The organism is Rhodosalinus sp. FB01 (assembly GCF_041365715.1).
Classification (GTDB): Bacteria; Pseudomonadota; Alphaproteobacteria; order Rhodobacterales; family Rhodobacteraceae; genus Rhodosalinus.
In genome coordinates this window covers 112,641-138,074 of the sequence record NZ_JBGFSH010000004.1, presented here as the reverse complement: position 1 = coordinate 138,074, position 25,434 = coordinate 112,641, and the positions used below count along the sequence as shown (strand labels likewise).

The following is a 25,434-nucleotide window of genomic DNA, read 5'->3' as shown; positions in this document are numbered from 1 at the left end:
GATGGATGTTTGCACGGCCCCGTCCATCGACCGGGCGCAATCGATTGGAGGCATCAGCGATGAAAACCGGTCTCGGACTCGCGGCTGCGATGCTCATGGCGGGCGCGGGCGCGGAGGCGCAGACGCCTGTCAGTTACGTGGAAGACGGGCGCGCCCTTTTCACCGTCGAGGTTCCGGACTTCTGGTCCGTACGCACCGGCGGCAGCCGCCGGATCGCGCCGTCCGATGGCGCGGTGCCCGCCGACGTCCCGCGGGTGCTGGCGTTGCAGCCGACCGTCGACGAGGGGGCGTGGCTTGGCTTCATCTCGCCTCCCGGGGTGGTGGGGGACCTGGCCGAGGCCCGCGGCTATCTCGGCCAGCTGGGCCGTTTCCTCGCGCTCGAGGCCAGGACCGCCGAGCCCGTTTCACGGCGGATCGGGGGACGCCCGGCGGAGGTGTTTGCCGGACGTGGGCGTCGCGACGGCCGGGCGTTGCAATTCACGGTCGCGGCCATCGATCTGCCGGGCGGGCGCGTCGCCATTGCCGCCGCCGTTCTGGAGGCCGGCGTCGATCCGGCCTTCGCAGAGGTGCTGAACGGGGTGTTCGCCTCGTTCCGCGCCGCACGCTGATGGAAGGAGAGGTCCAGATGGCCGGAATGATGCGTCGCTCCGCGATTTTCGCCGCGCTCACCGGTGCGGCGTTCGGGCTGGCCGCCTGCGACGGGGTGGGCGTCGGGATCTCTTACGGCTACGACGACGCCTTGTTCTGGAACCATTACTACCATCACGACCATCGCCCGGATCGTCCCGTGCGCCCGGATCCCCCGGGGCAGGCCGTTCCCCCGATCGCGACGGCACCCCGGCCGGTCCCGCCCATCGCCACCGTACCGCGCCCGACCCCCCGTATCGCGACCCCGCCCGCGATCCGTCCGCCTCTGGCGCGCCCGGTCGTGGCCCGGTAGGCACGTCCGGCGCCGTCGCGGGCGCAGGGTGGACGGAAAGATCGGGCGGCCCCTTTCTTCTGACCGGCACGCGGAAGGTGCCGTCGCGCCCCGAAAGCCAGGAAAGCCACGGTCGAGGGGGCAGGGACGGGTTTGCCATCACCCATGGCAACGGCGTGCGCCGGCGCGATCCGCGCACGGCGCAACCGGTTGTCGGGGATGTCGCGCGGCACCGCCGTGACACCGCTTGCCGGCGGGCGCCGCGCCGGGCGGCAGGCCCGACCGAGGGCCGGGCTCATTCGAAGATCGAGCTTTCGATGTCCTCCCCGGTCATGCGGTTGAACATGTACTGGTGCCAGTATGGCGTCCAGGCGATCATCACCTTTCCGGTCCCCTCGAAGAGACGCAGACGTTTCTGGCCGGAAATGAAGTTGCGCGGGAACCGGGCGGAGCGGACGGACCGGAAGCGCAGCCCGGCCGTGCGGCCCAGCACCAGGCGACCCTGCACCCGGAACTCGCCATCGATGTCGATCGTCTCCACCGGGCCGGGGGCGTTGATCGCGACCTGACCCGGGCCGGTGAGCGTCGTCTTCCAGTTCAGCAGCCCGTCGCCCGCCCAGAGGCTGGCGAAGAGCGGCTCTCGTGAAAGGCCCAGCCTGACGGAGCCTTCCGACGCCCAGTAGACGCCGGGCTCGAGCAACCATCGCTCTCCCTTCGCGACGTGAAGGACATGGTAGCCCGAGAGCGAGGGCTGCAGGATGATCCGGCCGGTGCCGCGATACCACGGTCTCACCCGGGCTTCGCGCGTGAAGAGCGAACGCCACAAGTCGCCGGCGCCCGGCAGGCGCGGGGTGAACTCGATACGCCCGCACATGTTCGAAAGGGCGCCGGCGCGGGCACGCACCGTCTCGTCGGCGATGTCGATCGCCACCTGGCGCATCCCCTCGACCTCGCGCTGCGTGAATTCAGCCATGCCGCGCGTTCCTCATGTCAGCCCCTCGTCCCACTGCATCCGCCGTTCCCACAAGAGCGCGAAGGGCGTCGGCTCCAGGCCGGCCTCGCCGCGCAGCGGGTCGTCGAGCATGACGATGACGAACAGGATCACGCCGAGGAAGAAGGAGGTGATGGTGCCGACCATGAACTGCGTATGCAGGCGCATCTTCAACAGGCACAGAAGGAGGACATTGACCGCCGCGCCGACGAGCACGGCGTACCAAAGGATGTCCGGGATCTCGGTGATGACGCCGGCGAGGCGCCGTTCACGGGCCGCGTCGAACTCGCGGAAGCCCTGCATGACGCCTTCGTGGACGATGGTCTGCCCGGCGCCCTCGGGCTCGAACCGCGCGAGGCGTTGCCGCATCGCGTCGGCACGGTTCGCGCCGCCGTCGAGGAAGGCGCCCTGTCGGTGGGCCGGCCAGTCGCGGTGGATCGTGTATAGCGTGTAGTCCCGCAGCATCTCGCGCATGTCCGAGCGCGTCGGTTCGGGATAGGTCTCCATGTCGGCGTAAAGGCCGCCGATCGCCAGGGCCTCGGACTGGATCGCCAGCCGGACCTTCTCGCTGTTCTGGTAGGCCGAGACGGTGAGCAGGCCAAGCAGCAGGCCATAGAACAGGTTGAACCCCGAGGCTCCGAAGGCCAGGTTCTGGTTGAAATCGGGCCCGGTTCCGAAGACGATCCGCATGAGCGGTTTCGTGACCAGAAGCCCCAAGGCAACGGCGGCGACCGCGACCGCGGTAAAGAGAAGCGCGAGTTCGGTGCTCGGCAGGTAGTAGAGGAACTCGGGCATCATCGGCCTCCGTCGGTGAGGCGACCGTAACCTCGGGCGACGCTGCCGGCAAATTCGAATCCGAACGATCCGTTCGGACCCGTGCCGGGCGCACGCGCGCGGCGTTCTTGCAGGAGGCGTCATGCCCGTCAGCGAATGCGCAATCCGGTGCCGGCACGTTGCGGCGGCCCTCGTCCTGATGGTCGCCGGCGCGTTCCAGGCATCGCCTGCCGGGGCGGAACAGCTGCGCTTTTTCACGCTGGGGACGGCCGCGCTGACCGGGAACTACTACGCGGCCGGCCGCGCCATCTGCCGCGTGATCAACCGCGAGGGGCCGGCGGACCTGCGGTGCAGCCCCGAGCCGACGCCCGGCTCGCAATACAACCTTCTCGCGCTGGAAAAGGGTGAACTCGACTTCGCCTTCGTCCAGTCCGACTGGCAGCACCGGGCCTATGAGGGTCGCGGAGCCTTCGCCGGAGCGGCGATGAAGGAGCTGCGAAGCGTCATGTCGCTCTATGCGGAGGCGGTCACCCTCATGGCGCGCACCGACGCGGGCATCGGTTCGGTGAACGATCTCGCCGGCAAGACGGTGGACCTCGGCAATCCGTCGACGGCCCGGCGGGGAACGAATGTCAGGGTCCTGAGCGCCATCGGGATCGACACCGGCCTGTTCGGGCGGATCACCGAGCTTTCCAGCGCGACCGTGGGGCCGGAGCTCTGCGCCGGCCGGATCGACGCCGCGCTGATCGTGATCGGGCATCCGAATGCGCAGTTGGCCGAGCTGCTGGAGCTCTGCGAGTTGCAACTCGTCTCGATCGACGGGCCCGCGGTGCGTGATTTCGTCGATACGAGCGCCGACTTCGAGACCTACGCGATCACGCCGGGCACCTACCAACAGGTGAGGAGGCCCGTACGCACCGTCTCGACCGTCGCGACGCTCGTCACCCGGTCGCAGGTGTCGGACGATCTCATTGCCCATGTCGCGCGCACGGTCATCGCGCGCTACGAGACGCTTGCAGAACAGGTGCCGGCGCTCGGCACGCGCGATCTGGAGAAGATGCGCCGCGCCGGACTGACCGCGCCCCTGCACCCCGCGGCCGCAGCCGTCTTCGACGCCTCGCCGGGCGGCCCCGACGACTGACCGGGGTCGCCACGGCCGCATGATCCCGATCGTCCGTGATCCCGGGCGCGCCGCCGGAGGCACGCGCGGGACGCCTCGGCGCATCACCCAAGTGCCCGGCGGCCCGATCGACGCGCAAGGGGCCCGGGCGCCCCTTCTTCCACCGACACCGCACGGGCGGGAACGACATTGTCGCGTGTCGGTGCCGCAGGATCGCGGAATTGAACCGGCACATGAGGCGATGCCCGCCACGATCGCGCGCGTGAACGAGCGCCCGCGGCCGTTCGATCTGCTGGCAAAGGCGCGTTGCATTTGCCGATGACGCGGTGGTGGCCTGAGGTCGAGACTGCATCGCAAGGCGCAAAACTGCATTGGAGGCATTCATTGGCACAGAGATAAGCGTCCGACTTTTTTTGCCGCGAAACCTGTCCGGACCGATCCCTGGCTTTTCCGGGAGGACGGGCACGTCTTCGCATAGAGAAGGAACAGGTAATGGATCGCAGACGTCTCCTGAAATTGCTGGCGTCCGTCACGGCAATGACCGCCGCGCCGCCTCTGCCTGGGCGCAGGTGAAGGGCGAAAGCTCGCCGCGCAAGTACGAATGGGGCTTTCCCGAATATCCCCCACCCCGGCGGGCAGCGGTAATGCCACGCCTATCGGTGAGGGTTCGCTGAACGGTATCGAGACGGAAAGCAGGCACGAGCTTTACAGGTTTCCGCGCGATCATCGCTATCATTACGGCGCGATCTATCGCGGCCCGGAATACTGCGAATGGTACTATTTCAGCGCTTTCGTCTACGACAAGGCCACCGAAGAGCCCTACACCCTCTTCTGGATGACGCTGTTCTCGGGCTGGGACGAGGGGCTGCAACGCCCTGTGAAGAACGTCTTCTTCGCGCTGCACAACCTGCGCACCGGCGAGTTCCAGCCGGCCGTCACGCTCTATCCCGGCGAGTTCGTCGCCGATGGGTCGCCGAGCGATGCGCCCAAGGAGGATTTCTGGTTCCGCTATCGCATCGGCACGCCGGAGCACGGCGAGATGGAGGAAAGCTACCGCGCCGCCGACGAGACGTGGCGTTTCAAGGCGAACGTGGTCGACGCCGCGCCCGCGCGCAATTCCGTGCCCTTCAGCATGGACATCACCGGCAAGGTCTACGCGCCCGGCTACATCTTCAACACGCCCTGGGGTCTGGAGAACGAAGGCTACGACGTCTCGCGCACGGGCCGCCACAACCCGGAGACGGTCTACGGCATCTCCTATTACACGATCGCGCCGAAGATGATGATCTCGGGCTCCGTCACGGTCAACGGCCGCGAGATGGAGGTTGAGGGCCTGGCCTGGTGGGAGCACCAGTGGGGCAACCTGCGCACGCCAGATCACCTCGAAGGGCACTACATCTGGCAGAACGCCTATCTCGACAACGGCGACATGTTCCGCCTGCGTTTCTGGCGCAAGCCGGACCTGTCCATAGCCGAGGAGGTCACGAACTACGCCTACATCCACGCCGACGGGCGGATGGAATACGCGCTGGGCGAGTCCGTGAAGTGGACCACGATCAAGTCCTGGCCCTCGACCGTCGTCGAGAACGTCGATATCCCGCTCTTCGGGAAGCTCGAGACGCCGCAGGGCACCTTCTACGTCGCGCCGGAATATCCCGAGCAGCAGGCGATCGGCTTTGCCGATTATACCGCCCTGTGGGAAGGGGCCGTGTATCTGCACGAGGGCTCGCTCGACGGGCCTGTCGTCGGCCGCGCCTACCACGAGAACATGATCGTGCCGTGGTATTACATCCCCCGCGGCTTCGACAAGCCGATGCGCGAGGATCTTCCGCGCAAGCTCGACGGCGGCATGCCGCCGGCCCCACCGTTCAACTTCTTCAAGTAAGGCAAGTGGGGGCGGCGGAAGGCCCCCCGCCACGGGGCGATCGGGGCTTCGCCGGGCACGTCCATGCCTAAAGTGCATCGCACGGCGACAGGACTGCATTGGACAGGCCGCCGCCCGTGCGTCAGCAACGCGCCACCACACCGGACCGTGAGGCATCGCGGAAAGGTGCGCTCATGCCAACGTCGGAAGGCCCGCCAGCATGAAGTCGAATGCCGTCTTCCTGATTGCCCTCGCCATCTGCGTGCCCGTGGGGCTTTGGGGCCTCTTCGCACCGGACACGATGGCGGGCAGCGTGCTGGGCTTCACCACGTGGTTCATGGTGGGCGCCAGCTGGTGGTGGCTCGCGCTCTGCTCCGCCTTCGTGATTTTCGCCGCCGTGCTCGCCCTCGGCCCGTGGGGAAGCATCCGCCTAGGCGCGGACGACGACCGGCCGGACTTCTCCACCGCGTCGTGGATCGCGATGCTGTTCGCCGGGGGCATGGGGGCGGGGCTCTTGTTCTGGGGCGTGGCCGAGCCGGTCACGCATTTCGCCGCGCCACCGGGACTGGAGGGCGGCACGCCCGAGGCGGCCCGCGTCGCGATGGTGATCACCAATCTGCACTGGGGTCTGCACGCATGGTCGATCTACGGCATCTGCGCCCTCATCATCGCCTATTTCACCTTCCGCCGCGGCGGCAAGCCGCTGATCTCGACGCCGCTCGTCGGCCTGATCGGGGGGCGGGCCGAACGCGGCGTGCTGGTCGGGGCGGACGTGCTCGGCGTGGTGGCGGTGGTCTTCGGTCTCGCCGGCTCGCTCGCGATGGGCGCGTTGCAGGTGCGGTCCGGCCTCGCGAGCGTGCTCGATGTCCCCGAGACGATCGGCGTCGCGCTCGCGATCCTCGCCGTTCTCTACGCGGCCTACATGATCTCCACGCGCACGGGCGTCGAGAAGGGCATGAAGCTGCTTTCGAACATCAACATGGTGCTCGCCCTTGCGATGATGCTTTTCATCATGCTGGTCGGGCCCACCGCCTTCATCTTCGAAAGCGCGGTCGACACGCTGGGCGCCTATGTCTCGCAGATCGTGACGCTCTCGTTCCGTCTGTTCCCCTATGAAGGGCTGACCGAGTGGTCGGCGAGCTGGACGCTGACCTATCTCATCTGGTGGCTCGCCTGGGGTCCGTTCGTCGGCGTCTTCATCGCGCGGATCTCGAAGGGCCGCACGATCCGCGAGTTCTGCGCCGGCGTGATCCTCGTGCCGACGCTGTTCTCGATCCTCTGGTTCGCGGTGTTCGGCGGCGCAGGCATCTATGTAGAGCTCTTCGGTCCGGGCGGGCTCTCGGCGCTCGTGGCCGACAACGTCTCCGAGGCGCTTTTCGCCTTCTTCGGCTACTTCCCGCTCGCGGGGCTCCTCAGCGTGGCGGCGCTCGCGCTGATCTTCATCTTCCTTGTGACCTCGGCGGATTCCGGCACCTTCGTCCTGTCCATGATGACCACGGACGGGCGCCTCGAACCGCCCGCCACGGCCAAGATCGTCTGGGGCGGCCTTGTCGCGGTCATCACCGCGGCGACGCTTCTGTCGACCTCCGTGGAGGTGGCGCGCGCCATGGCGACCCTGGGCGCCATCCCGTTCTCGGCGGTTCTGATGCTTCAGGTCGTCGGTTTTCTGCGCGCGCTCGCCAGCGAGCCCACCGGCAGAGCGAAGGCAGATCAGGTGACATGATGCGAGGGGTCGCCGCCTTCTGCCTCGTCGCAGCGCTGACGCTTTCGGCCTGCGCCCGGACCCCGGTCGTCGTGGCCTCGAAGAACACGGTTCAGGACCGTGTTCTCGCCGAGATGATGGCGCTGACGTTGGAGGCGCGGGGCCTCTCCGTCGAGCGGCGCATCGGCCTCGGCGACAGCGCGGACGTCTTCCAGGCGCTGCGGGCGGGCAGCGTCGATGTCTATCCGGAATATTCCGGCACCGCGCTCGCGCTGCTCGACGTGCCGCCCGAGGTCGATCCGGACGCCATGCGCGCGCGGCTCGTCGAACCCTTCGCCGCGCTCGGCCTCGAGTTCCTCGCTCCGTTCGGGGTCGAGTCGCGTTTCGTGCCGGTGACGCGCCGGGCTCTGGCGCAGCGCGCGGAGCTTGCCGGCGTCAGCAGCCTCGCGCCCATCGCCGGGGAGCTTCGCCTCGGCGTCAGCCGGAGTTTCGCCGAACGTCCGCGAGACGGCCTGGCCGGCTTCGTCGAGCTGTTCGGCCTCGACTTCCGCGATGTGGTCGTGGTCCCGGACGAGCGGCGCGAGGGCCTTTACCAGATGCTCATCGACGAGCGGATCGACGTGATGATCGGTTTCTCGACCGACCCCCAGATCTTCGATTTCGGCCTTGCGCCCCTGTCGGTGGACCGGCCCTTCTTCCCGGCCTACGACGCGGCCCCGCTGACGAGCACCGCGGCGCTTTCGCGGCATCCGGCCCTGCCCGACGCCCTTGCGCCGCTGGCCGGCGCGGTCGACGCGCCGACGCTGCGCGAACTGGTCAGGCAGGTGCAGGTCACGGGGCGCACGCCGCGCGCCGTGGCGGCCATCGCGCTGGCGCGCCTCGGCATTGTCGAGGGCAGCGCCGCCACGCCGCCGGAGATCCCGCTGGCAATCGCGGTCAATCCCGAGGAGTTGGGCAGCGGGCCTGCCAATCGCGCGCTCGAGGCGGTGCGCACGGCGATGCCGGGCCGCGCCGTGGCGCTGGCGCCCGCCAACCGCCCGCTCTCGGCCCTCGCCGGAGGCGAGGCCCGCATGGCCGTCGTGCCGGCGGCCGCGCATTTCCGGCTCACACCGGATGGCGCGATCCGCGAAGAAGGCGTCGAGGCGATCGGCGTGGTCGGGCGGTCCGTCCTTTACGCCATCGCGCAGGATGACGGGCCGGCGCGCCTTGGCGACGCGCGGGTGGTGGCCACCGGTCCGGAGGGATCGCCGAGCCACCTCATCGCCTCTGTCCTGACCCGGCACGGAGAGGGCGATCTCACGCTCGCGCCACAGGCCGACAGCGGCGCTGCGTCCATCGGATCGGCGATCGCCCGGGGTGCCGCCGAGGCGGGCCTCGTGATCGCGAGCCGCCAGCGCGGCGACGTGGTGCGCCTGCTCCGCCAGTCGCCCGGGCTGCGCCTCGTGGACGCGTCCGCCTGGTGGCAGGGGCCCACGCGCATCGCCCTGCCGTTTCTCGGAGAGGCCACGCTGCGCCCCGAAAGCCACCCCGGGCTCGACCGCGCCGTCTCCGTGCTGTCGATGCAGACGGTCATCACCGGACCCGCGCCGCCCGGAACCGCCGGGCTTGGCCGGCAGGGGCCGATTTCCTTCGACACGCGGGTGCAGCCGCTCACGGACACGACCGTGCGCGCGATCGATCGGGCGCTCGGCACGCGCGTGGACGTCGGCGCGAGCCTGCGCGCCGCCCCGGCGCTCGTGCCGCGCCCGCCCGAGGCGCGCACCGCGCGCAACCCCAGACCCGACCAGGCGCTGCTGACCGCGGGCATCTTCGCCTATCTCGGATTGATCGGCTGGCTGCTCCTCCGGCGCCGCGGGACTCCTCCGAATTCGCGGTCGCCCGACCGCTCGACACCGGCCGCCGCCGCCCCGCGAGCGGCCTCATCCGATCATTCGCAGAATCAGGAGACCTGAAATGCATCGCCTCCGGGTCCTTCTCATCCTTCTTCTTTTCGCCATGGCGCCTCTGCCTGTCGCGGCGCAAAGCGAAACGGCGAACGATCGCGCCACAGCCGAAAGTGCCGTCGAAGAGGCCACTGCGTCGCCCCGCGCCATCGAGGCCCCCGGCTTTCCGGAGGGCCTCGCCGATCCCGCGATCCCGCTCGAGGAGTTGCGCCTCCGGCTGGTGCCGCTCACGGTGGAGGAACTGACCGCGCTCGCCGAGGCCTGGCGGGACATTGCCCGCGACGCCACGCTCGCGGTCGTGGAACGCAACCTGGAACTCCGACAGGAGGGCGGGGGCGTCGCGGAGGCGGAAAAGGCCGCGCAGGCCGACCTGCTGGCCGCGCGCAGCGAGATCTTCGAGAAATACGGCGCCGTCGTCACCAGCCTGGAGGGCAAGGGCGGCGACCCGGCCCTGATCGACTTGCTGCGGACCTACCGCAGCGCCATCACGGTCGAGGAGACGGCGACGCTCGGGCCGCAGGAGATCGCCGGGAACGTTCTGGCCTGGTTCGTCTCGCCCGAGGGCGGGCTTCAGCTCGCGCTCCGCGTTGCCGTGATCGGGGGCTCGCTGCTCGGCCTGCTGGTCGTGGCGCGGATCGTGCGCGCCTGGGCGCGGCGGCTGCTGGAGCGCGTGCCGAACCTGTCGAAGCTCTTGCGGGGCTTCCTCGCCATGGTCGTCTACTGGCTGGTCATCGCCGTGGGCCTGATGATCGTGCTCGCGGCGCTCGGCGTGAACATAACGCCGCTCTTCGCGCTCGTCGGCGGCGCCTCGTTCATCGCCGCCTTCGCGATGCAGGACACGCTCGGCAACCTTGCCGCCGGGCTGATGATCATGATCAACCGCCCCTTCGACGAGGGCGATTACGTGACGGTGGCGGGCGTCGGCGGCACGGTGAAGAAGGTGTCCGTCGTGTCGACGACGGTAACGACGCCCGACAACCAGGTGATCGTGATACCCAATTCCAAGGTCTGGGGCGACGTCATAATAAACACCACCGCCTCGGAGACGCGGCGCGTCGATATGGTTTTCGGCATCGGCTACGAGGACTCGATCGAACTCGCGCAGGAGACGCTCGAGGAGGTGCTCGACGCGCACCCCAAGGTGCTGAAGGAGCCCGCCCCGGCCATCCGCGTCCACGAACTCGGCGAGAGCTCCGTCAACTTCATCGCCCGGCCATGGGTGCGCGCAGAGGACTACTGGGAGGTCTACTGGGACCTGACCCGGCAGGTGAAGGAGGCCTTCGACGCCCGTGGCCTGACGATTCCGTTCCCGCAGACCGAGATGCGGATCAAGGGAGACCCGCGCGGCGGGGCGGCCATCGCGCCCGTGGCGTGAAATTTTCCTAGTGCCCGGCCAGGGACGAACGGGCCATCGCGACACACTGTCTTGCGCAGGCCGCTGACCGCCGACGTCCCGCAGGCGCGCGTGAGGGACGCTTGCCCGTCGCGTCGTCTTCTCTTGGCCGTCTCGATCAGCCGGAGGCTGGCCGCCGGGATCGCGGCAGATATCCCGCGCGCGGCGATATCGGAAAAAGGCGTGATGCCCGGGCGGCATCACAGGGATGGAAGTCTGCATTGGACAGCGGATCTGCTGCCAAGGGAAAAGACGAGCATGACAAGACGAGGCGGGCGGTTTCCGGTTTCGCGGGGGATGCGCCGGGGCGCTTGCCCCGGAAAGAACCCTCGGGGGATTTCCGCAAAGAAAGGAGACGTCGATGGAAGGGATTGTCGCAGTCGCGGTACAGGCCCTGGCCGGCATCGCAGGTGGCGGGGTGGCGAGCCAAGTCGTCAAGTCCGCGGGCATGGCGCTTTTGCCGAAGCTTCTGTCCGGCGCGTTGGGCGGCGTGGCTGGCGGCTCGCTGATCGGTGCGATCCTGGGCGGTGCGGGCGACCCGGCCGCAGCGGCCGGCGGACTGGATCTGGGATCGCTGATCGGTCAGCTGACCGGCGGCGCGGTCGGCGGCGGGGCTTTGACGGCGATCGTCGGGCAGGTTCTGGGCAAGCGCGGCTGAACCGGTTCGCGGGCGGCAAGTGGCGGGCGCCTGAAGCGGCGCGGGTCCCCTCGCCCTCGCTCGGCGCCTCGACCGCAGACCGTGACGACATCCCCCGGGACGGGTTCCCGGGGCGATATGGCGCCCGGAGGATTTCCGCGGGCAGGAAAGAAAAGGAAATCCCATGGAAGACAGTATCGGTTTCTTCGACCTCATATGGTCCATCTTCTTGCTTTTCATGCTCGCCGCCTGGATCTGGGTGTTGATCTCGGTCGTTGCCGACATCTTTCGCTCGCAGGACATGGGCGGCGTGGCCAAGGCGCTCTGGATCGGCTTCGTCATCATCATTCCGTGGCTCGGTGTTCTCGTCTACATCGTCGTCCGTGGCGACAGGATGCACGAGAACACGGTGGATGCGATCGCCCGTGCCGAGGAGGCGCGCCGCGACTACATCCGGTCGGTCGCCCAGGTCTCGCCCGCGGACGAGCTTTCCAAGCTGGCGGAACTGAAGGAAAAAGGCATCCTGACGGATGACGAATTCGTCACGCAGAAGTCGAGAATTCTCTCGGCCTGACATCATCCAATCAGGAGACGGTCGATGCGCCTCCCGCAACCCATGCTCTTCGTCAATGCCCTTGCCCTCGTGCAGTCGGTTTTTCTCGGCGCCGCCTTTGCCGGCGAGGCGCGCGTCACCGGCAGCGTGACCTATCCCGACCACGTCACGCTGCCACCGGGCGCCGTGCTCGAGGTGGCGCTGGAGGACGTGTCGCTGGCCGACGCCCCGGCCACGGTGATCGCCACCGACACGCCGAAGAACCTGGGCCTTCCGCCCTTTCCCTTCTCGCTGACCTACGACCCCGCCCAGATCGATGAAGGTCACACCTACGCGGTGCGCGCGCGCGTCACGCTGGGCGAATGGCTGTTGATGACGACGGACACGCACGCGCCGGTCATCACCCGCGACGCCCCCGTGCAGGTGGACGTGATCCTGCGCCCCGTTTCGGCGCCGCCCGACCGCGCGGTTCAGGTGCACACGGCGCCGGGTCTCACGCTGCCCGCGAGCTTTACCGGAACGATGCCGATGGCCTCCGGTCCCGGCGTCGACTGGCATCTCGATATCTGGCCGGACCAGGTCTACCACCTTCGCCAGACCTACGGCGGTGGCGACCCGGTTTATGACCGGGGGCGTTGGCACGCGGATCCCGCGCGCGGCGCCATCGTGCTTCGCGGCGGGCGCGAGGCGCCGGTCGTCCTCGACATCATGGGCAATGGCGATCTTCGCATGACGGATACGCAGGGAAACCGGATCGAGAGTGACCTTCCCTACACCCTCGCCGCGGGCCCTTTGCAGCCCGCAGAGGGAACCCAGTTTCTGACCGGAATGTTCCGCCATGTCGCGGACGCGGCACGCTTCACCGAATGCCTGACAGGCCGGTCCTACCCCGTCCTGATGCAGGGCGCGTTCATCGATGCCGCGCGCGCCTATGAGCGCCTCGACACGCAAGAGCCTGGTGCCTCGGTCCTGGCGATGCTCGAAGGTCGACTGGCGGTGCACCCGGCGATGGACGGGCCGGACCGCATGCAGCTGGAGATCGAAAGCTTCTTGCGGTTCGAGCCCGGACTGACCTGTGCCGGCACCGGCGGCCACGCCGGTCCGCAGGATGCCGCGGCGTTGACGAACACGTACTGGAGGATCCTCGAGATCGAAGGAGAGGCGACACGCCCCGTCGAGACCAGGCGCGAGCCCCATCTTTTGCTGCGCACCGGCGAAGAGGCCACCTTCGGCGCCACCGTGGGCTGCAACAGGATCCGTGGCGGCTACGAGACCGAGGGCAACACGCTTTCCTTCGCTACCGCCGCGATGACCAGGATGATGTGTCCGTCGCCGCTGGATGAGGCCGAGCGGGCCCTCGCACGGGCCCTGGAACGCGTGGCGCGCTGGCAGATCGACGGCACCACGCTGGACCTCTTCGACAAGAGCGGCGTGCGCGTGCTCAGGGCGGAAGCCGTCTACCTCTACTGAGCGGCGACCCGCTGTCTACCTCGCTGCGTGCCGAAGCCCGCTGAACCCGGCGTTGACGCGTCCGCGACCCTGGTGTGGCAGGTGGGACGATTGTCGGTCACCCACAGCCGGTGATCAGGTGATCTTGAGCGCGTCCAGTATAAACAGCATTGCCAAGGTCGTTGCGCCGCTCACCAGGTTCAGGCCGAAGATGAAAAGCCGCGGCCTTCCTGCCAATGGGGTCGCCTCGGGGGGCAGCCATCTCAGGATCACCCAGTATTCGATGATGAGATTGACCAGCGATGTCACCAGCAGAAACAGAAGGAACCCGAGAATTACGACCTCGACGGGCATTCGCGTGAAGGAGATGTTGAGGCTCGTGTCGAGCGGGATCCCGATGATGAAGCCGAGGACGATGCCCGCGAGCGTCGAAAGCGTGTTGGCGGCGAGGCAAACCTTGAAAGCCTTACCAAGCGATAGATCGAAGCGCTTCCAAAGCGCGCCCCATTCCAGTGCGAAGGGGAGGATTACAACCCACCAGTAGACCGCGGCCGCGGGCATGGCGATCCAGAACCACCCGGCATTGGCGTGGGCAGCACTGGCACAGGACATCAGCGCCAGACAGGATAGTGCACATCGCTTGATACTGATCTTGATGCTTCGCTCCATGGCCTCGGTCGTGTCCCGTGACGTCGTGTAAGTCGGTCTTTCCCAATTGAACGCCGTTGTACGTCAGGTTGCAATCCGTAGCGGGTCCTGACAACGATCTTGGGCCGAAAGCGCCTCTCGCGGGCCCGCCGCCCTGCGATGAGCCTTTGTGTGAGCGTTCGTCTCCCTTCGTGACCCCCAGCTGTCCGGCTTGACGACGCGCACAGAGACCGCCGCGCTGGCGCTGGACCAACGCTTCGACGGCTCACAGCTGACCCGAGAGTCCGGCAAATACCCGGGCCGTCGTCGCCCTTGGGTATTTTCAGAAGGTAGAAATCAACTGCTGCGTACAAAACAACGATTTGCGAAAGTGCGGTGGCGGAAGGGGTGGGATTCGAACCCACGGATGGTTTCCCATCGGCGGTTTTCAAGACCGCTGCAATCGACCACTCTGCCACCCTTCCCGAGCGCGCGGTCCGGCGCCCGGCCGTGCGGCCGGCCACGCTCTTTGGACGCGCGGGAACGTGCTATCGCGTGACATGAAATTGAGCAAGGCGCGCGGCGGAGGGTTTCCGCCGGCCGGGCGGCACGGGCTTTCCATGCGCGGGGCCCCGCGCTATGATCCCGACACGCGGGGTAACACCGCGCAGGCGGGGCAAGGACCGGAAACAAACCGGCCGCGCTGGCAGGCAAGGGGCATGACATGATCATCTTACCGGCAGATCACGCGCGCCGCGGCCGTAGGGCAGGGGCGGGGTTCGCACTCGTCCTGGCGCTCGCGCTCGCGGGGTGCGGCGAGGACGGCGCACCGGGTTTCCTGCAGCCGCAAGCGAACGGCACGGGTGCCGCGCCGGGCGCGTCAGGGCAGCGCTCGGTCAAGCTCGTGGAACGCGACGTCGAAGCACCCGAGGTGTTCGGGGTCGCGGAGGCGGGACTTTGGGACGGGCGTCCGTCGCTGGGCGGCGTATGGGTCGCGCATCCCGAGGTAGCCGAGCCCGAGCGCGTCATCATCCGAAGCACCGTCAACGGGCGCGATGTCGTCGGCGCGCTTTTCCGGCGCGAGCGGCAGAACCCCGGTCCACGGCTTCAGGTCTCCTCGGACGCCGCGGCTGCGCTCGGCATGCTCGCGGGGCAGCCCGTGCGGCTGGAGGTGGTCGCGCTGCGCCGCGAGACGGTGCAGGAAGAGACGGGCGAGGCGCCGCCCGAGGAGGGCGGGGGCGACGCCGAGTCGCTTGCCGCGCCGGCGGAGATCGAGGCCGCGCCCCTCGACCCGGTGGCGACCGCGTCCGCGGCGCTGGATGAAGATACCGCGCCGGCGCGCGCGGCGGCGGAAGGCGCCCCGGCCGCGGCGGACGCGGCGGAGCCCGCGCCCGCGCGATCCTACGTTCAGATCGGGATCTTCAGCATGGAGGAAAACGCGCGCGAGGCCGCGAGCGCCATGCGCGAAGAGGGTCTTTCGCCCGAGATCCGGCGCCAGACGAGCCAGGACAGGACCTTCTGGCGGGTGCTCGTGGGACCCGCGGCAAGCGAGCGCGAGCGCGAGGAGACCCTCGTCATCGTGAAGGCGGCCGGTTTCGCCGATGCCTATGTCGTGAGAAACTGACGGAAGGAACCGACGGGGACGATGCCGATCATGGAATTCCGAGCGCTCTTCCGCCTGGCCACGGGGCTCATGGCCGCGATCTGCCTTGCGCTTCCGGCGCAGGCCTTCGAGACCGAGGCGGGCGCGGCCTATGTCTACGATCACAATACCGGCACGGTGCTTCTGGCCAAGAATGCCGACACGCCCCTGCCGCCGGCGTCGATGTCGAAGCTGATGACGCTCTACATGTTTTTCGAGGCGCTTCGGAACGTGGAGAGCATGACGCTCGAGACCCGCTTCGATGTCTCGGAACGCGCGATGTCGATGGGCGGGTCGTCGATGTTCCTGACCACCACGGACCGCCCCACCGCCGAGGAACTGATCCGCGGTATCGTCGTGCAGTCGGGCAACGACGCCACGGTCGTGGTGGCCGAAGGGCTTGCCGGAAGCGAGAGCGCCTTCGCGCGGCTCATGAACGAGCGGGCCGAGATGCTGGGGATGACGCAGTCGAATTTCGTGAACGCGAGCGGCTGGCCGCATCCCGAGCATCGCATGAGCCTGCGCGATCTCGGTATTCTCACCACGCGACTGATCGAGGATTTCCCGGAATTCTACACCTATTTCGCCGAGGAAGAGTTCGAGTATGACGGGCGCGTGCCGTCCAACCATTTCAACCGCAACCCGCTACTGGGGCTCGGCGTCGGGGCGGACGGGCTCAAGACCGGGCACACGGAGGAGGCGGGCTACGGCCTCGTGGGGTCGGCGGTGCAGGGCGATCGCCGCGTCACCTTCGTCATCACCGGGCTGGCCGACCGGACTGCGCGGTCCGAGGAGTCCCAGCGCATCCTGAACTGGGCGTTCCGCCAGTTCGTCGCGCGGGATATCGTCGAGGCCGGCACCGTTGCGGCCGAGGCGGATGTCTGGCTCGGCGCGGATGCGCGGGTGGGCCTCGTGGCGGGCGAAAGCCGGGAGATCCTCGTGCCGGCCGTCGCGCAGGAGCGCGTCGAGGGCGAGGCCGTCTTCGAGACCCCGGTCGAGGCGCCCATCGAGAAAGGCCAGCGCCTCGGAGAACTCATCCTGCGTCCCGAGGGCCTGCCCGAGACGCGCATCCCGCTGGTGGCCGACCGCGACGTGGCCCGGGGCGGTTTCCTGGACCGGGTTCAGCTTGCCGCGCGGCTTCTGGCGACACGGTTGAGCGAGCGCGCGGGCGACGCGCTTTGACGCCTCGCGCCGTGCCGGGACGCTTCATCACCTTCGAAGGGATCGACGGCTCGGGAAAGTCGACGCAGGCGCGCCTGCTCGCCTCCCGCCTCGAGGCCGCTGGGGGCGACGTGGTGCTGACGCGCGAACCGGGAGGCTCGCCCGGCGCCGAGGAGATCCGGCGCCTCCTGCTGACGGGGGATCCCGGCCGCTGGTCCGCGGAGACGGAGATCCTGCTTTTCACCGCGGCGCGGCGCGATCACCTGGAGCGCACCATAGAGCCGGCGCTGGCGCGCGGCGCGACGGTGGTCTGCGACCGTTTCGCCGATTCCACTCGGGTCTATCAGGGGGTGACGCGCGGCGACCTGCGCGCCCTCGTCGATCGCCTGCACGAGATGACCATCGGGCGCGAACCCGACCTCACGATCCTGATCGACATCGATCCAGCGGCGGGTCTCGCGCGGGCAGGGGCCCGGGGCGGAGAGGAGGCCCGCTTCGAGGCTTTCGGCGTCGAGATGCAGGCACGGATGCGCCGCGCCTTCCTCGATCTGGCGGCCGAGGCGCCGGCGCGTGTCCGGATCGTCGACGGGTCGGGCCCGCCGGAGGCGGTGGCCGCGCGCGTCGCGGAAGCGGCGGGCGCATGAGCGCGGCGGACGATCTGCCCGAGCCCGATCGCGTCGAGGGCGCGCCGCACCCGCGCGAGACGCCGCGGCTTTACGGACAGGACGCGGCGGAGCGCGCCTTCCTCGACGCCTACGCGTCCGGGCGGCTTCACCATGGCTGGCTGCTGACCGGTCCGCAGGGCGTCGGCAAGGCGACGCTCGCGTGGTCCATCGCGCGCTTCCTGCTGTCCCGGCCCGTGGAGGAGGGGGGCGGGCTTTTTTCGGACGCACCGCCCGCGGCCGACAGCCTCGCCGCCTCTCCGGATCACCCGGTGGCGCGGCGGGTGGCCGCGCTTTCCGATCCCGGGCTCTTCCTGCTGCGCCGGGGGCCGCGGGACGACGGAAAGGCGCTTTCGGCCCAGATCAGGATCGACGAGGTCCGCAAGCTCAAGGGCTTCTTCTCGCTGTCGAACACCGAGGGCGGCCGGCGGGTGGTGATCGTCGACGCCGCCGACGATCTCAACGTGAACGCCGCCAACGCCCTTCTCAAGCTGCTGGAGGAGCCGCCCTCGCGGGCGACCATGCTGCTTGTCGCTCATCAGCCGGCGCGGCTTCTGCCGACGATCCGGTCGCGCTGCCGGGAACTTCGCCTCGTCCCGCTCGCACCCGGCGACATGGCCGCGGCGCTCGCGCAGGCGGGGGTCGATGCGGGGCAGGAAGAGGCGCTGGCCCTCGCGGAACTGTCGGGCGGCTCGGTGGGCGCGGCTGTGCGGCTCGCCGGGCTCGGCGGCATCGGGCTTTACCGCGACCTGTTGCACCTCCTCGAAAGTCTGCCGCGCCTCGACCGCCCGGCCGCGATCGCGCTTTCCGAACGCGCGTCTGGCCGGGGCGCGGAGCCAGTGCGCGATCTTCTGATCGAGCTTCTCGACCTTGCGATCGCGCGTCTGGCGCGCACGGGCGCCACGGGCGCGCCGCCGCCCGAGGCCGTGCCCGGAGAGGCCGCCACGCTCGCCCGCCTTGCCCCCGACATGGCCGCCGCGCGGCGCTGGGCCGAGCTTGGCCAGACGCTGGGCGCGCGGCTTCGGCATGGCCGGGCGGTCAACCTTGACCCCGCCACGCTCATCCTAGATACGGTCCACAGGATTGCAGGGCAGGCGGTGCGCTGACGCCGGGCCGCAACCGCAAAAGGCAGTCAGCAAGGGCAGGGGGACGTGCGGCATGAGCGTTGCGCCGAGGATCACCGACAGCCATTGCCACCTCGATTTCCCGGAACTCGCCGAAGAGCTGGACGCCGTCATCGCGCGCGCCCGGGACGCCGGCGTGCACCGGATGGTGACGATCTGCACGAAGCTGCGCAGCCTTCCCGCCGTGCGCGACATCGCGCACCACAACGCGGGCGTGTTCTACGCAGCGGGGACCCACCCGATGAGCGCCGCGCAAGAGCCCCTGGCGCAGCTGGAGGAGCTCGTCGCCCTCGCCGAGGATCCGAAATGCGTGGGGCTCGGCGAAAGCGGCCTCGACTACCACTACACCGCCGAGAGCGCGGCGGTGCAGCAGGAAAGCCTGCGCACCCATATCGCCGCGGCGCAGGAGACCGGCCTGCCGCTCATCATCCACGCCCGCGACGCGGACGACGACATGGCGCGGATCCTTGCGGAGGGACACGCGAAAAAGCCCTATCCCTGCGTGATGCACTGCTTTTCGTCGGGGGCGGGCCTGGCCCGCGCGGCACTCGACCTGGGCTTCTACCTGTCCATGTCCGGGATCACCGCCTTTCCGAAATCGAAAGCGCTTCGCGAGATCTTCGCCGCCGCGCCGCTCGACCGGATCCTCGTGGAGACCGACAGCCCCTACCTCGCGCCGCCGCCCCATCGCGGCAAGCGCAACGAGCCCGCCCATGTCGTGCACACCGCCAAGGCGGCAGCCGAGCTATTCGGGCTGTCCTACGCAGAGTTCGCCGCGCGCACGGAGGCCAATTTCGAGCGACTCTTCGACCGCGTCCCCGCCTACGAGGCGGCCGCGTGAGCGGCGAACTGCGCTTCACCATCCTGGGCTGCGGCTCCTCGGGGGGCGTGCCGCGGCTTGGCGGGCACTGGGGGGCCTGCGATCCGGCGAACCCGAGGAACACCCGCCGGCGCTGCTCGCTTCTTGTCGAGCGGGAGACCGAGGCGGGCACCACCCGCGTGCTGATCGACACCACGCCCGATCTGCGCCAGCAGCTGCTCGACGCGGGCGTGGGAGAGCTCGACGCCGTCGTCTACACCCACAGCCATGCCGACCACGTCCACGGAATCGACGACCTGCGGATGATCGTCTTCAACATGCGCAGCCGTCTGCCCGTCTGGGCCGACGGCGACACGCAGAACGACCTTTACTCGCGCTTCGGCTACGCCTTCATGCAGCCCGAGGACAGCCCCTATCCGCCGATCCTCGACATGCACACGATCCGCGAAGACTTCGAGATCGCGGGCTCGGGAGGCACGATCCCCTTCACGCCGTTCCGGGCGAAACACGGCGCGATCGACGCGCTGGGCTTTCGCATCGGGCCGCTGGCGTACCTGCCCGACGCGGTCGAGATCCACGACGCGGCGTGGCCGGTTCTGGACGGGCTCGACTGCTGGGTGCTCGACGCGCTGCGGCGCACGCCGCACCCCACCCATGCCCATCTCGACCTCGCGCTCGACTGGATCGGGCGCGCCGCGCCCGCCCGCGCCGTGCTGACCAACATGCATATCGACATGGACTACGAAGAGGTCGACCGGGACACGCCCGACAACGTCACCCCCGCCCATGACGGGATGGTGATCCGCTACCCGCTGTGAACGCGCACCCCGCCCTGGCGCGGCGCGCGGCCCGGAGGCGCCCTTGCAGGCGCTGATCGAGGTCGTCCTGCCGGTCTTCCTGGTGATCGGCTTCGGCTATGCCGCCGTGTGGCGGGGCCTCTTCAGCGAAAGCGCGGTGGACGGGCTTATGGTCTTCACCCAGAGGTTCGCGCTGCCCTGCCTGCTGTTCCGCGCGCTCTCCACGCTCGACCTCGGCGCGGGCTTCGATCCCGCGCTCATCGGGAGCTTCTATGCGGGGGCGGTGGCGGGCTTCCTCGCGGGGCTTCTGGGCGCGCGCTACCTCTTCGGGCGCGACTGGGAGGACGCGGTGGCGATCGGGTTCTGCTGCCTCTTTTCCAATTCTCTCCTGCTCGGGCTGCCGATCACGGAACGCGCCTACGGCGCCGACGCGCTGGCCGGGAACTACGCGATCATCGCGCTTCATTCTCCCTTCTGCTACGCGCTGGGCATCACCGCGATGGAGCTGGTGCGCGCCCGCCGCGCGGGGGCAGGCACCGCGGGCCTTCCGACCAAGGTCGCGGGCGCCATGCTCAAGAACGCGCTGATCCTCGGTATCCTCGCGGGCATCGCGGTCAATCTTTCGGGATGGCCGCTGCCGGTGCCGATCGGCGACGCGCTCGACCTGATGGTGCGCGCGGCGCTTCCCGCGGCGCTCTTCGGGCTGGGCGGCGTGCTCTACCGCTATCGCCCGGAGGGGGATCTGCGCACCATCGCCTTCGTCGCCGCCGTCTCGCTGCTGCTGCATCCGGCGGTCGTCTGGGGGCTGGGCCAGGCCTCCGGGCTGCCCGAGACGGGTCTGCGCTCGGCGGTGGTGACGGCGGCCATGGCGCCTGGCGTGAACACCTACATCTTCGCCGACATGTACGGCCGCGCGCGCCGCGTCGCGGCCTCCTCGGTGCTGATCGGCACGGCCGCGTCGGTCTTCACCGCCTGGCTCTGGCTCGCGGCGTTGCCCTGATCCGGCGGAGGCGCGCGTTCCGCGCGCCACGCCTTCACCGGGCGCGCCCGTCCGGGCGCGCGATGGGGCGCGTCAGCCGAAGGCCTGCAGCCCGGTGATCGCGCGACCCAGGATCAGGGCGTGGATGTCGTGCGTGCCCTCGTAGGTGTTCACCGTCTCGAGGTTCATCATGTGCCGGATCACCTGGAATTCGGAGCTGATGCCGTTGCCGCCATGCATGTCGCGGGCGTGCCGCGCGATCTCGAGCGCCTTGCCGCAATTGTTGCGCTTGACGAGCGAGATCATCTCGGGCGCCGCGTTGGCCTCGTCCATGAGCCGGCCCACCCGGAGCGACGCCTGCAGGCCGAGCGCGATCTCGGTTTCCATGTCGGCGAGCTTCTTCTGGAAAAGCTGGGTCTGGGCGATGGGCTTGCCGAACTGCTTGCGGTCGAGCCCGTAGCCCCGCGCGGCGTGCAGGCAGAACTCCGCCGCGCCCATGACGCCCCAGCTGATGCCGTAGCGTGCGCGGTTGAGGCAGCCGAACGGCCCCTTCAGCCCCTCGACATGGGGCAGCAGCGCGTCCTCGCCGATCTCGACGCCCTCCATCACGATCTCGCCGGTGATCGAAGCGCGCAAGGAAAGCTTGTTGCCGACCTTGGGCGCGGAGAGGCCCGTCATGCCCTTTTCCAGCACGAAACCGCGGATCTTGCCGTCATGCGCGTCCGACTTGGCCCACACAACGAAGACGTCCGCGATCGGCGAATTCGAGATCCACATCTTGGAGCCCGTCAGCCGGTAGCCGCCCTCGATCTTCTCGGCCCGCGTCTTCATCGCGCCCGGGTCGGAGCCCGCGTCCGGCTCCGTCAGGCCGAAACACCCGATCCACGCGCCGGAGGCGAGTTTCGGCAGGTATTTCTGCCGTTGCTCCTCGGTTCCGTAAGCGTGGATCGGATACATGACGAGGCTCGACTGCACCGACATCATCGAGCGATAGCCCGAATCCACGCGCTCGATCTCGCGCGCCACGAGCCCGTAGCTCACATAGCTTCCGCCGAGACCGCCGTATTCCTCCGGCACGGTCACGCCGAGCAGGCCCATCCCGCCCATCTCGCGGAAGATCTCCGGGTCGGTCTTTTCGGCGTCGAAGGCCTCGATCACGCGGGGTTGCAGCTTCTCCTGCGCATAGGCGCGGGCGCTGTCGCGGATCATCCGCTCTTCCTCGGACAGCTGATCGTCGAGGCGCAGGGCATCGGCCCAGTCGAAGCGTCCGAGATCGGGGGCGTCCTTGGCGCGCAGGCGCGGGGCGGGGGTGTCTAGGGTCATGGCGGTCACCTTTCTCCGGGAGGATCCCGGCAACGTTTGACACAGCATAGCGGCTCGACGCGCCGCGGCAAAACGACTATCGCGCATCGTTTCATGTGCTAAGGTCATGTCCCATGAGCTGGTCGCCACGCTATCTGCCCTCGATCTCGATGCTTCGGGCCTTCGAGGCGGTGATGCGCACGGGCGCGACCACGGCGGCGGCGGATGAACTGCACATGACCCAGGCTGCGGTGAGCCGGCATGTCCAGCGGCTCGAGGCGCAGCTCGGGGCGGCGCTTTTCCGCCGCGAGAAGCGCCGGCTGGTGCCGACGCCTGCCGGGCGCCACTATGCCGAGGCGGTGTCGCGGGCGCTCGACCTCATCGGGCGTGCGTCCATGGAACTGACCGCCAATCCGGGGGGAGGGACGCTTTCGCTCGCCATCCTGCCCGCCTTCGGCACCCGGTGGCTCGCGCCGCGCCTCGCGGCGTTCCAGGCCGCGCATCCGGGCGTCACGCTGCACCTCACGACCCGGCTCCGGCCGGTGGATTTCGAGACCGAGGCCTTCGACGCGGCGATCCATTTCGGCGCGGCCGACCGGGCGGGCTGCGGGCACCTTCACCTTGCCGACGAGCCGTTGCTGGCGGTCGCGTCGCCGGGTGTCCTGGAGCGGCATCCGCCGGACGGGCCCGCCGCGATCGCGGCGATGCCGCTTCTGCACCTGCAGTCGCGCCCGCGCGCCTGGGAGCGGTGGTTCGCGCATCACGGCCAGGCCGCGCCGGCGCAGCGGGGCATGGTCTTCGACCAGTTCGCGCCGATGACGCAGGCGGCGATCCACGGGCTGGGCGTGGCGCTCCTGCCGCCCTTCCTGGCGGAGCCCGAGATCGCTGAGGGGCGGCTTCGGCCGGCCTGGGGGGCGGCGGTGCCGGGGCGGGGAGGGTATTGGCTGGTGTGGCCGCACGCGCGGGACGATTACCCGCCCCTTGCCGCGTTCCGGGACTGGCTTGCCGCGGAGGTCCGCGGGGGGCAGGGCGGGGCGGTCAGGTCTCGCCCGGCTGCCACTTCCCCTCCAGACGCTCTAGCGCCGCAATCCGGTCTGCCGTCTTCGGATGGCTCATGAGCCAGGCCGGCGCGACACCCGCGCGCGAGCGTGTCAACTCGTCGAGCTTGTGGAAGAGCGAGATCTGCGGCGCGACGCCGATCCCGGCCTTGGTCAGAAGTGCCGCGGCATAGGCGTCGGCCTCGTACTCGTCGGCACGCGAAAGCCCCGCGGCCAGCAGAGACGTGAGCGCGCTTGCGATCCAGACGCCGATACCCGGGATGATGCGCCCGAGCACCATGGCGAGCGCGCTTCTGAGCGCGTTCTGCCCGGAAAAGTCGATCATCCGCCGCCGGGTGTGGCCGAGCGCGACGTGGCCCAGCTCATGCGCGATGACCGACGCGATCTCTTCCCCGCTGACCTCGCCATTGCGGTATTTCTGGTAGAAGCCCCGGGTGATGAAGATCCGCCCGTCCGGGGCGGCGAGCCCGTTCACCGGGTCCACCTCGTAGATGTGCACGCGGATGCGCGGCACGTCGAGCGCCTTGGCCATCCGGTCGGTGAGCGCCTTGAGCCGCGCGTCGGCAAGTTCGGTGGAACGCGCGTCGAGCTCGCGCTTCGTCCGCCAGACCGACATGCGGTACATGACGAGCGCGTAAAGCACCGCGAGCAGGATCGGCGTCACCTTGATCATGACGAAGATATGGGCTCGCCCGGGCCGCCCGGCAAGCGGCGAAACGGCGCGGCGCGTGTCACCGCAGGACCTGGATGCCGCGATTGATCCCTTCGAGGGTGAGCGGCACCATCCGGTCCTCGAAGATCTCTCGGATCATTCGGATCGAGGGCGTGTAATCCCAGTGTCGCTCGGGCACGGGATTGATCCAGAGCGTCTCGGGCCACTGCGCGCGCGCGCGGCGCAGCCAGGTCTCGCCCGCCTCGGCGTTCCAGTGCTCGTTCGCACCGCCGGGATAGGCGATCTCGTAGGGGCTCATGCTGGCGTCGCCCACGAAGATGCACCGGTAATCCGCGCCATAGGTGTGCAGCACGTCCCAGGTCGGCGTGACCTCGTTCCAGCGGCGGCGGTTGTCGCGCCAGACGCCCTCGTAGAGGCAGTTGTGGAAGTAGTAGTGCTCGAGATGCTTGAACTCGGCGCGCGCGGCCGAGAAAAGCTCTTCCACGACCTTCACATGGGCATCCATCGATCCGCCCACGTCGAGAAAGAGCAGCACCTTCACCGCGTTGCGGCGCTCAGGGCGGGTCTTGACGTCGAGGTAGCCGTGTTCGGCGGTGGCGCGGATCGTGCCGTCGAGGTCGAGTTCCTCGGCCGCGCCGTCGCGCGCCCATTGCCGCAGCCGCTTCAGCGCCACCTTGATGTTGCGGGTGCCGATCTCCACCGAGTCGTCCAGGTTGCGGAAATCGCGCCTGTCCCAGACCTTCACGGCGCGCTGGTGGCGGCTTTCGTCCTGGCCGATGCGCACGCCTTCGGGGTTGTAGCCGTAGGCGCCGAAGGGCGAGGTGCCCGCCGTGCCGATCCACTTGGAGCCGCCCTGGTGGCGCGCCTCCTGTTCCGCGAGCCGCTTCTTGAGGGTGTCCATGAGCGCGTCGAACCCGCCGAGCGCCTCGATCTCGGCCTTCTCGGCCTCGCTCAGGTGCTTCTCCGCCATCTTGCGCAGCCAGTCTTCGGGCAGATCGACCCTATCCAGCATCTCGGCAAGCGAGACGTCCTCGAGGCCCCGGAAGGCCGTGGCGAAGGCGCGGTCGAAGCGGTCCAGGTGGCGCTCGTCCTTCACCATCGCGGTGCGCGCGAGATAGTAGAATCCCTCCACGTCGTAGGTCACGAGATCGGCCTTCACCGCTTCGAGGAAGGCCAGGTACTCGCGAAGCGTGACGGGAACGCCGCTCTCCCTGAGGGTGAGGAAGAAGGGCTGGAACATCGCC

General features: G+C 69.0%; 24 protein-coding genes and 1 tRNA gene. 18 read left to right on the top strand and 7 right to left on the bottom strand.

What is annotated here, in order from left to right; translation table 11 throughout:
* Positions 1-59 precede the first annotated feature (59 nt).
* Positions 60-608 (top strand): hypothetical protein, encoded by a 549-nt coding sequence (locus AB6A65_RS07635; RefSeq protein ID WP_371037777.1) that lies wholly within the window; start codon positions 60-62, stop codon positions 606-608.
* Between the two features lie 17 nt (positions 609-625).
* The gene (locus AB6A65_RS07630) at positions 626-940 is read left to right on the top strand and encodes a hypothetical protein (RefSeq protein WP_371037776.1); all 315 of its coding nucleotides are present in this window, start codon (positions 626-628) and stop codon (positions 938-940) included.
* A gap of 274 nt (positions 941-1,214) precedes the next feature.
* Here the strand turns inward: AB6A65_RS07630 and AB6A65_RS07625 are convergent, their stop codons facing one another.
* The gene (locus tag AB6A65_RS07625; protein ID WP_371037775.1) at positions 1,215-1,892 is read right to left on the bottom strand and encodes an AIM24 family protein; all 678 of its coding nucleotides are present in this window, start codon (positions 1,890-1,892) and stop codon (positions 1,215-1,217) included.
* A 12-nt stretch (positions 1,893-1,904) separates the two neighbouring features.
* Positions 1,905-2,705, bottom strand: a complete 801-nt coding sequence (locus AB6A65_RS07620) for a hypothetical protein (RefSeq protein ID WP_371037774.1) — start codon at positions 2,703-2,705, stop codon at positions 1,905-1,907.
* 121 nt (positions 2,706-2,826) lie between these two features.
* Between AB6A65_RS07620 and AB6A65_RS07615 the strand changes: the two genes are divergently transcribed.
* The 8 genes from AB6A65_RS07615 to AB6A65_RS07580 all read left to right on the top strand — a co-directional run bounded on the left by AB6A65_RS07615 (position 2,827) and on the right by AB6A65_RS07580 (position 13,366).
* Positions 2,827-3,825, top strand: coding sequence for a TAXI family TRAP transporter solute-binding subunit (locus AB6A65_RS07615; protein WP_371037773.1), 999 nt, complete (start codon positions 2,827-2,829; stop codon positions 3,823-3,825).
* Positions 3,826-4,405: 580 nt separating this feature from the next.
* A complete protein-coding gene (locus AB6A65_RS07610) occupies positions 4,406-5,689 on the top strand; it encodes a lipocalin-like domain-containing protein (protein ID WP_371037772.1) in 1,284 nt (427 codons plus the stop codon).
* A gap of 199 nt (positions 5,690-5,888) precedes the next feature.
* On the top strand, positions 5,889-7,391 hold the full coding sequence (locus tag AB6A65_RS07605) for a BCCT family transporter (RefSeq protein WP_371037771.1): 1,503 nt from the start codon (positions 5,889-5,891) through the stop codon (positions 7,389-7,391).
* Complete coding sequence (locus AB6A65_RS07600; RefSeq protein WP_371037770.1) at positions 7,388-9,322, top strand: glycine betaine ABC transporter substrate-binding protein; 1,935 nt, start codon at positions 7,388-7,390, stop codon at positions 9,320-9,322. The genes AB6A65_RS07605 and AB6A65_RS07600 overlap by 4 nt, the downstream gene beginning before the upstream one ends.
* A 1-nt stretch (position 9,323) precedes the next feature.
* Entirely contained in the window at positions 9,324-10,688 is a 1,365-nt protein-coding gene (locus AB6A65_RS07595; protein ID WP_371037769.1) for a mechanosensitive ion channel family protein, read from the top strand.
* A 379-nt stretch (positions 10,689-11,067) separates the two neighbouring features.
* On the top strand, positions 11,068-11,364 hold the full coding sequence (locus tag AB6A65_RS07590) for a hypothetical protein (protein WP_371037768.1): 297 nt from the start codon (positions 11,068-11,070) through the stop codon (positions 11,362-11,364).
* 163 nt (positions 11,365-11,527) lie between these two features.
* The gene (locus AB6A65_RS07585) at positions 11,528-11,917 is read left to right on the top strand and encodes an SHOCT domain-containing protein (protein ID WP_371037767.1); all 390 of its coding nucleotides are present in this window, start codon (positions 11,528-11,530) and stop codon (positions 11,915-11,917) included.
* 24 nt (positions 11,918-11,941) lie between these two features.
* The gene (locus AB6A65_RS07580) at positions 11,942-13,366 is read left to right on the top strand and encodes a YbaY family lipoprotein (protein ID WP_371037766.1); all 1,425 of its coding nucleotides are present in this window, start codon (positions 11,942-11,944) and stop codon (positions 13,364-13,366) included.
* Between the two features lie 114 nt (positions 13,367-13,480).
* Here AB6A65_RS07580 and AB6A65_RS07575 read toward each other — a convergent pair whose 3' ends face one another.
* Together AB6A65_RS07575 and AB6A65_RS07570 are read right to left on the bottom strand one after the other, a co-directional pair.
* Positions 13,481-14,014, bottom strand: a complete 534-nt coding sequence (locus tag AB6A65_RS07575) for a hypothetical protein (RefSeq protein WP_371037765.1) — start codon at positions 14,012-14,014, stop codon at positions 13,481-13,483.
* A 355-nt stretch (positions 14,015-14,369) separates the two neighbouring features.
* Positions 14,370-14,457: transfer RNA gene (locus AB6A65_RS07570), tRNA-Ser, on the bottom strand.
* Between the two features lie 239 nt (positions 14,458-14,696).
* Between AB6A65_RS07570 and AB6A65_RS07565 the strand changes: the two genes are divergently transcribed.
* Genes AB6A65_RS07565 through AB6A65_RS07535 form a run of 7 tightly spaced genes read left to right on the top strand, consistent with a single transcriptional unit; the run spans position 14,697 to position 21,178 of the window.
* The gene (locus AB6A65_RS07565) at positions 14,697-15,596 is read left to right on the top strand and encodes an SPOR domain-containing protein (protein WP_371037764.1); all 900 of its coding nucleotides are present in this window, start codon (positions 14,697-14,699) and stop codon (positions 15,594-15,596) included.
* 21 nt (positions 15,597-15,617) lie between these two features.
* Positions 15,618-16,796, top strand: a complete 1,179-nt coding sequence (locus AB6A65_RS07560) for a D-alanyl-D-alanine carboxypeptidase family protein (protein ID WP_371037763.1) — start codon at positions 15,618-15,620, stop codon at positions 16,794-16,796.
* Positions 16,793-17,419, top strand: a complete 627-nt coding sequence (gene tmk, locus AB6A65_RS07555; protein WP_371037762.1) for a dTMP kinase — start codon at positions 16,793-16,795, stop codon at positions 17,417-17,419. Before AB6A65_RS07560 ends, tmk begins: the two co-directional genes overlap by 4 nt.
* On the top strand, positions 17,416-18,543 hold the full coding sequence (locus tag AB6A65_RS07550) for a DNA polymerase III subunit delta' (RefSeq protein WP_371037761.1): 1,128 nt from the start codon (positions 17,416-17,418) through the stop codon (positions 18,541-18,543). The genes tmk and AB6A65_RS07550 overlap by 4 nt, the downstream gene beginning before the upstream one ends.
* Before the next feature lie 52 nt (positions 18,544-18,595).
* Positions 18,596-19,402 (top strand): TatD family hydrolase, encoded by an 807-nt coding sequence (locus AB6A65_RS07545; protein WP_371037760.1) that lies wholly within the window; start codon positions 18,596-18,598, stop codon positions 19,400-19,402.
* Positions 19,399-20,199, top strand: coding sequence for an MBL fold metallo-hydrolase (locus AB6A65_RS07540; RefSeq protein WP_371037759.1), 801 nt, complete (start codon positions 19,399-19,401; stop codon positions 20,197-20,199). Before AB6A65_RS07545 ends, AB6A65_RS07540 begins: the two co-directional genes overlap by 4 nt.
* A gap of 43 nt (positions 20,200-20,242) precedes the next feature.
* A complete protein-coding gene (locus AB6A65_RS07535) occupies positions 20,243-21,178 on the top strand; it encodes an AEC family transporter (protein ID WP_371037758.1) in 936 nt (311 codons plus the stop codon).
* Positions 21,179-21,250: 72 nt separating this feature from the next.
* Here the strand turns inward: AB6A65_RS07535 and AB6A65_RS07530 are convergent, their stop codons facing one another.
* On the bottom strand, positions 21,251-22,480 hold the full coding sequence (locus AB6A65_RS07530; RefSeq protein WP_371037757.1) for an acyl-CoA dehydrogenase: 1,230 nt from the start codon (positions 22,478-22,480) through the stop codon (positions 21,251-21,253).
* A 113-nt stretch (positions 22,481-22,593) separates the two neighbouring features.
* Here AB6A65_RS07530 and AB6A65_RS07525 point away from each other — a divergent pair, with 113 nt between their 5' ends.
* Positions 22,594-23,577: a LysR family transcriptional regulator gene (locus AB6A65_RS07525; RefSeq protein ID WP_371037756.1), complete on the top strand. Its 984-nt coding sequence runs from the start codon at positions 22,594-22,596 to the stop codon at positions 23,575-23,577.
* Here the strand turns inward: AB6A65_RS07525 and AB6A65_RS07520 are convergent.
* Together AB6A65_RS07520 and AB6A65_RS07515 are read right to left on the bottom strand one after the other, a co-directional pair.
* Positions 23,498-24,190 carry a M48 family metalloprotease gene (locus tag AB6A65_RS07520; protein WP_371037755.1) on the bottom strand — a complete coding sequence of 231 codons (693 nt, stop codon included), beginning with the start codon at positions 24,188-24,190 and terminating at the stop codon, positions 23,498-23,500. The genes AB6A65_RS07525 and AB6A65_RS07520 overlap by 80 nt on opposite strands.
* A 58-nt stretch (positions 24,191-24,248) precedes the next feature.
* Positions 24,249-25,430, bottom strand: coding sequence for a VWA domain-containing protein (locus AB6A65_RS07515; RefSeq protein ID WP_371037754.1), 1,182 nt, complete (start codon positions 25,428-25,430; stop codon positions 24,249-24,251).
* Positions 25,431-25,434 lie beyond the last annotated feature (4 nt).

Coding starts and splice junctions, on each gene's coding strand:
- AB6A65_RS07595 (WP_371037769.1), top strand. CDS start 9,324: ATGCATCGCCTCCGGGTCCTTCTCATCCTTCTTCTTTTCGCCATGGCG.
- AB6A65_RS07635 (WP_371037777.1), top strand. CDS start 60: ATGAAAACCGGTCTCGGACTCGCGGCTGCGATGCTCATGGCGGGCGCG.
- AB6A65_RS07615 (WP_371037773.1), top strand. CDS start 2,827: ATGCCCGTCAGCGAATGCGCAATCCGGTGCCGGCACGTTGCGGCGGCC.
- AB6A65_RS07515 (WP_371037754.1), bottom strand. CDS start 25,430: ATGTTCCAGCCCTTCTTCCTCACCCTCAGGGAGAGCGGCGTTCCCGTC.
- AB6A65_RS07605 (WP_371037771.1), top strand. CDS start 5,889: ATGAAGTCGAATGCCGTCTTCCTGATTGCCCTCGCCATCTGCGTGCCC.
- AB6A65_RS07600 (WP_371037770.1), top strand. CDS start 7,388: ATGATGCGAGGGGTCGCCGCCTTCTGCCTCGTCGCAGCGCTGACGCTT.
- AB6A65_RS07620 (WP_371037774.1), bottom strand. CDS start 2,705: ATGCCCGAGTTCCTCTACTACCTGCCGAGCACCGAACTCGCGCTTCTC.
- AB6A65_RS07565 (WP_371037764.1), top strand. CDS start 14,697: ATGATCATCTTACCGGCAGATCACGCGCGCCGCGGCCGTAGGGCAGGG.
- AB6A65_RS07625 (WP_371037775.1), bottom strand. CDS start 1,892: ATGGCTGAATTCACGCAGCGCGAGGTCGAGGGGATGCGCCAGGTGGCG.
- AB6A65_RS07580 (WP_371037766.1), top strand. CDS start 11,942: ATGCGCCTCCCGCAACCCATGCTCTTCGTCAATGCCCTTGCCCTCGTG.
- AB6A65_RS07590 (WP_371037768.1), top strand. CDS start 11,068: ATGGAAGGGATTGTCGCAGTCGCGGTACAGGCCCTGGCCGGCATCGCA.
- AB6A65_RS07560 (WP_371037763.1), top strand. CDS start 15,618: ATGCCGATCATGGAATTCCGAGCGCTCTTCCGCCTGGCCACGGGGCTC.
- AB6A65_RS07575 (WP_371037765.1), bottom strand. CDS start 14,014: ATGGAGCGAAGCATCAAGATCAGTATCAAGCGATGTGCACTATCCTGT.
- AB6A65_RS07520 (WP_371037755.1), bottom strand. CDS start 24,190: ATGATCAAGGTGACGCCGATCCTGCTCGCGGTGCTTTACGCGCTCGTC.
- AB6A65_RS07545 (WP_371037760.1), top strand. CDS start 18,596: ATGAGCGTTGCGCCGAGGATCACCGACAGCCATTGCCACCTCGATTTC.
- AB6A65_RS07630 (WP_371037776.1), top strand. CDS start 626: ATGGCCGGAATGATGCGTCGCTCCGCGATTTTCGCCGCGCTCACCGGT.
- AB6A65_RS07610 (WP_371037772.1), top strand. CDS start 4,406: ATGGGGCTTTCCCGAATATCCCCCACCCCGGCGGGCAGCGGTAATGCC.
- AB6A65_RS07585 (WP_371037767.1), top strand. CDS start 11,528: ATGGAAGACAGTATCGGTTTCTTCGACCTCATATGGTCCATCTTCTTG.
- AB6A65_RS07550 (WP_371037761.1), top strand. CDS start 17,416: ATGAGCGCGGCGGACGATCTGCCCGAGCCCGATCGCGTCGAGGGCGCG.
- AB6A65_RS07530 (WP_371037757.1), bottom strand. CDS start 22,480: ATGACCCTAGACACCCCCGCCCCGCGCCTGCGCGCCAAGGACGCCCCC.
- AB6A65_RS07525 (WP_371037756.1), top strand. CDS start 22,594: ATGAGCTGGTCGCCACGCTATCTGCCCTCGATCTCGATGCTTCGGGCC.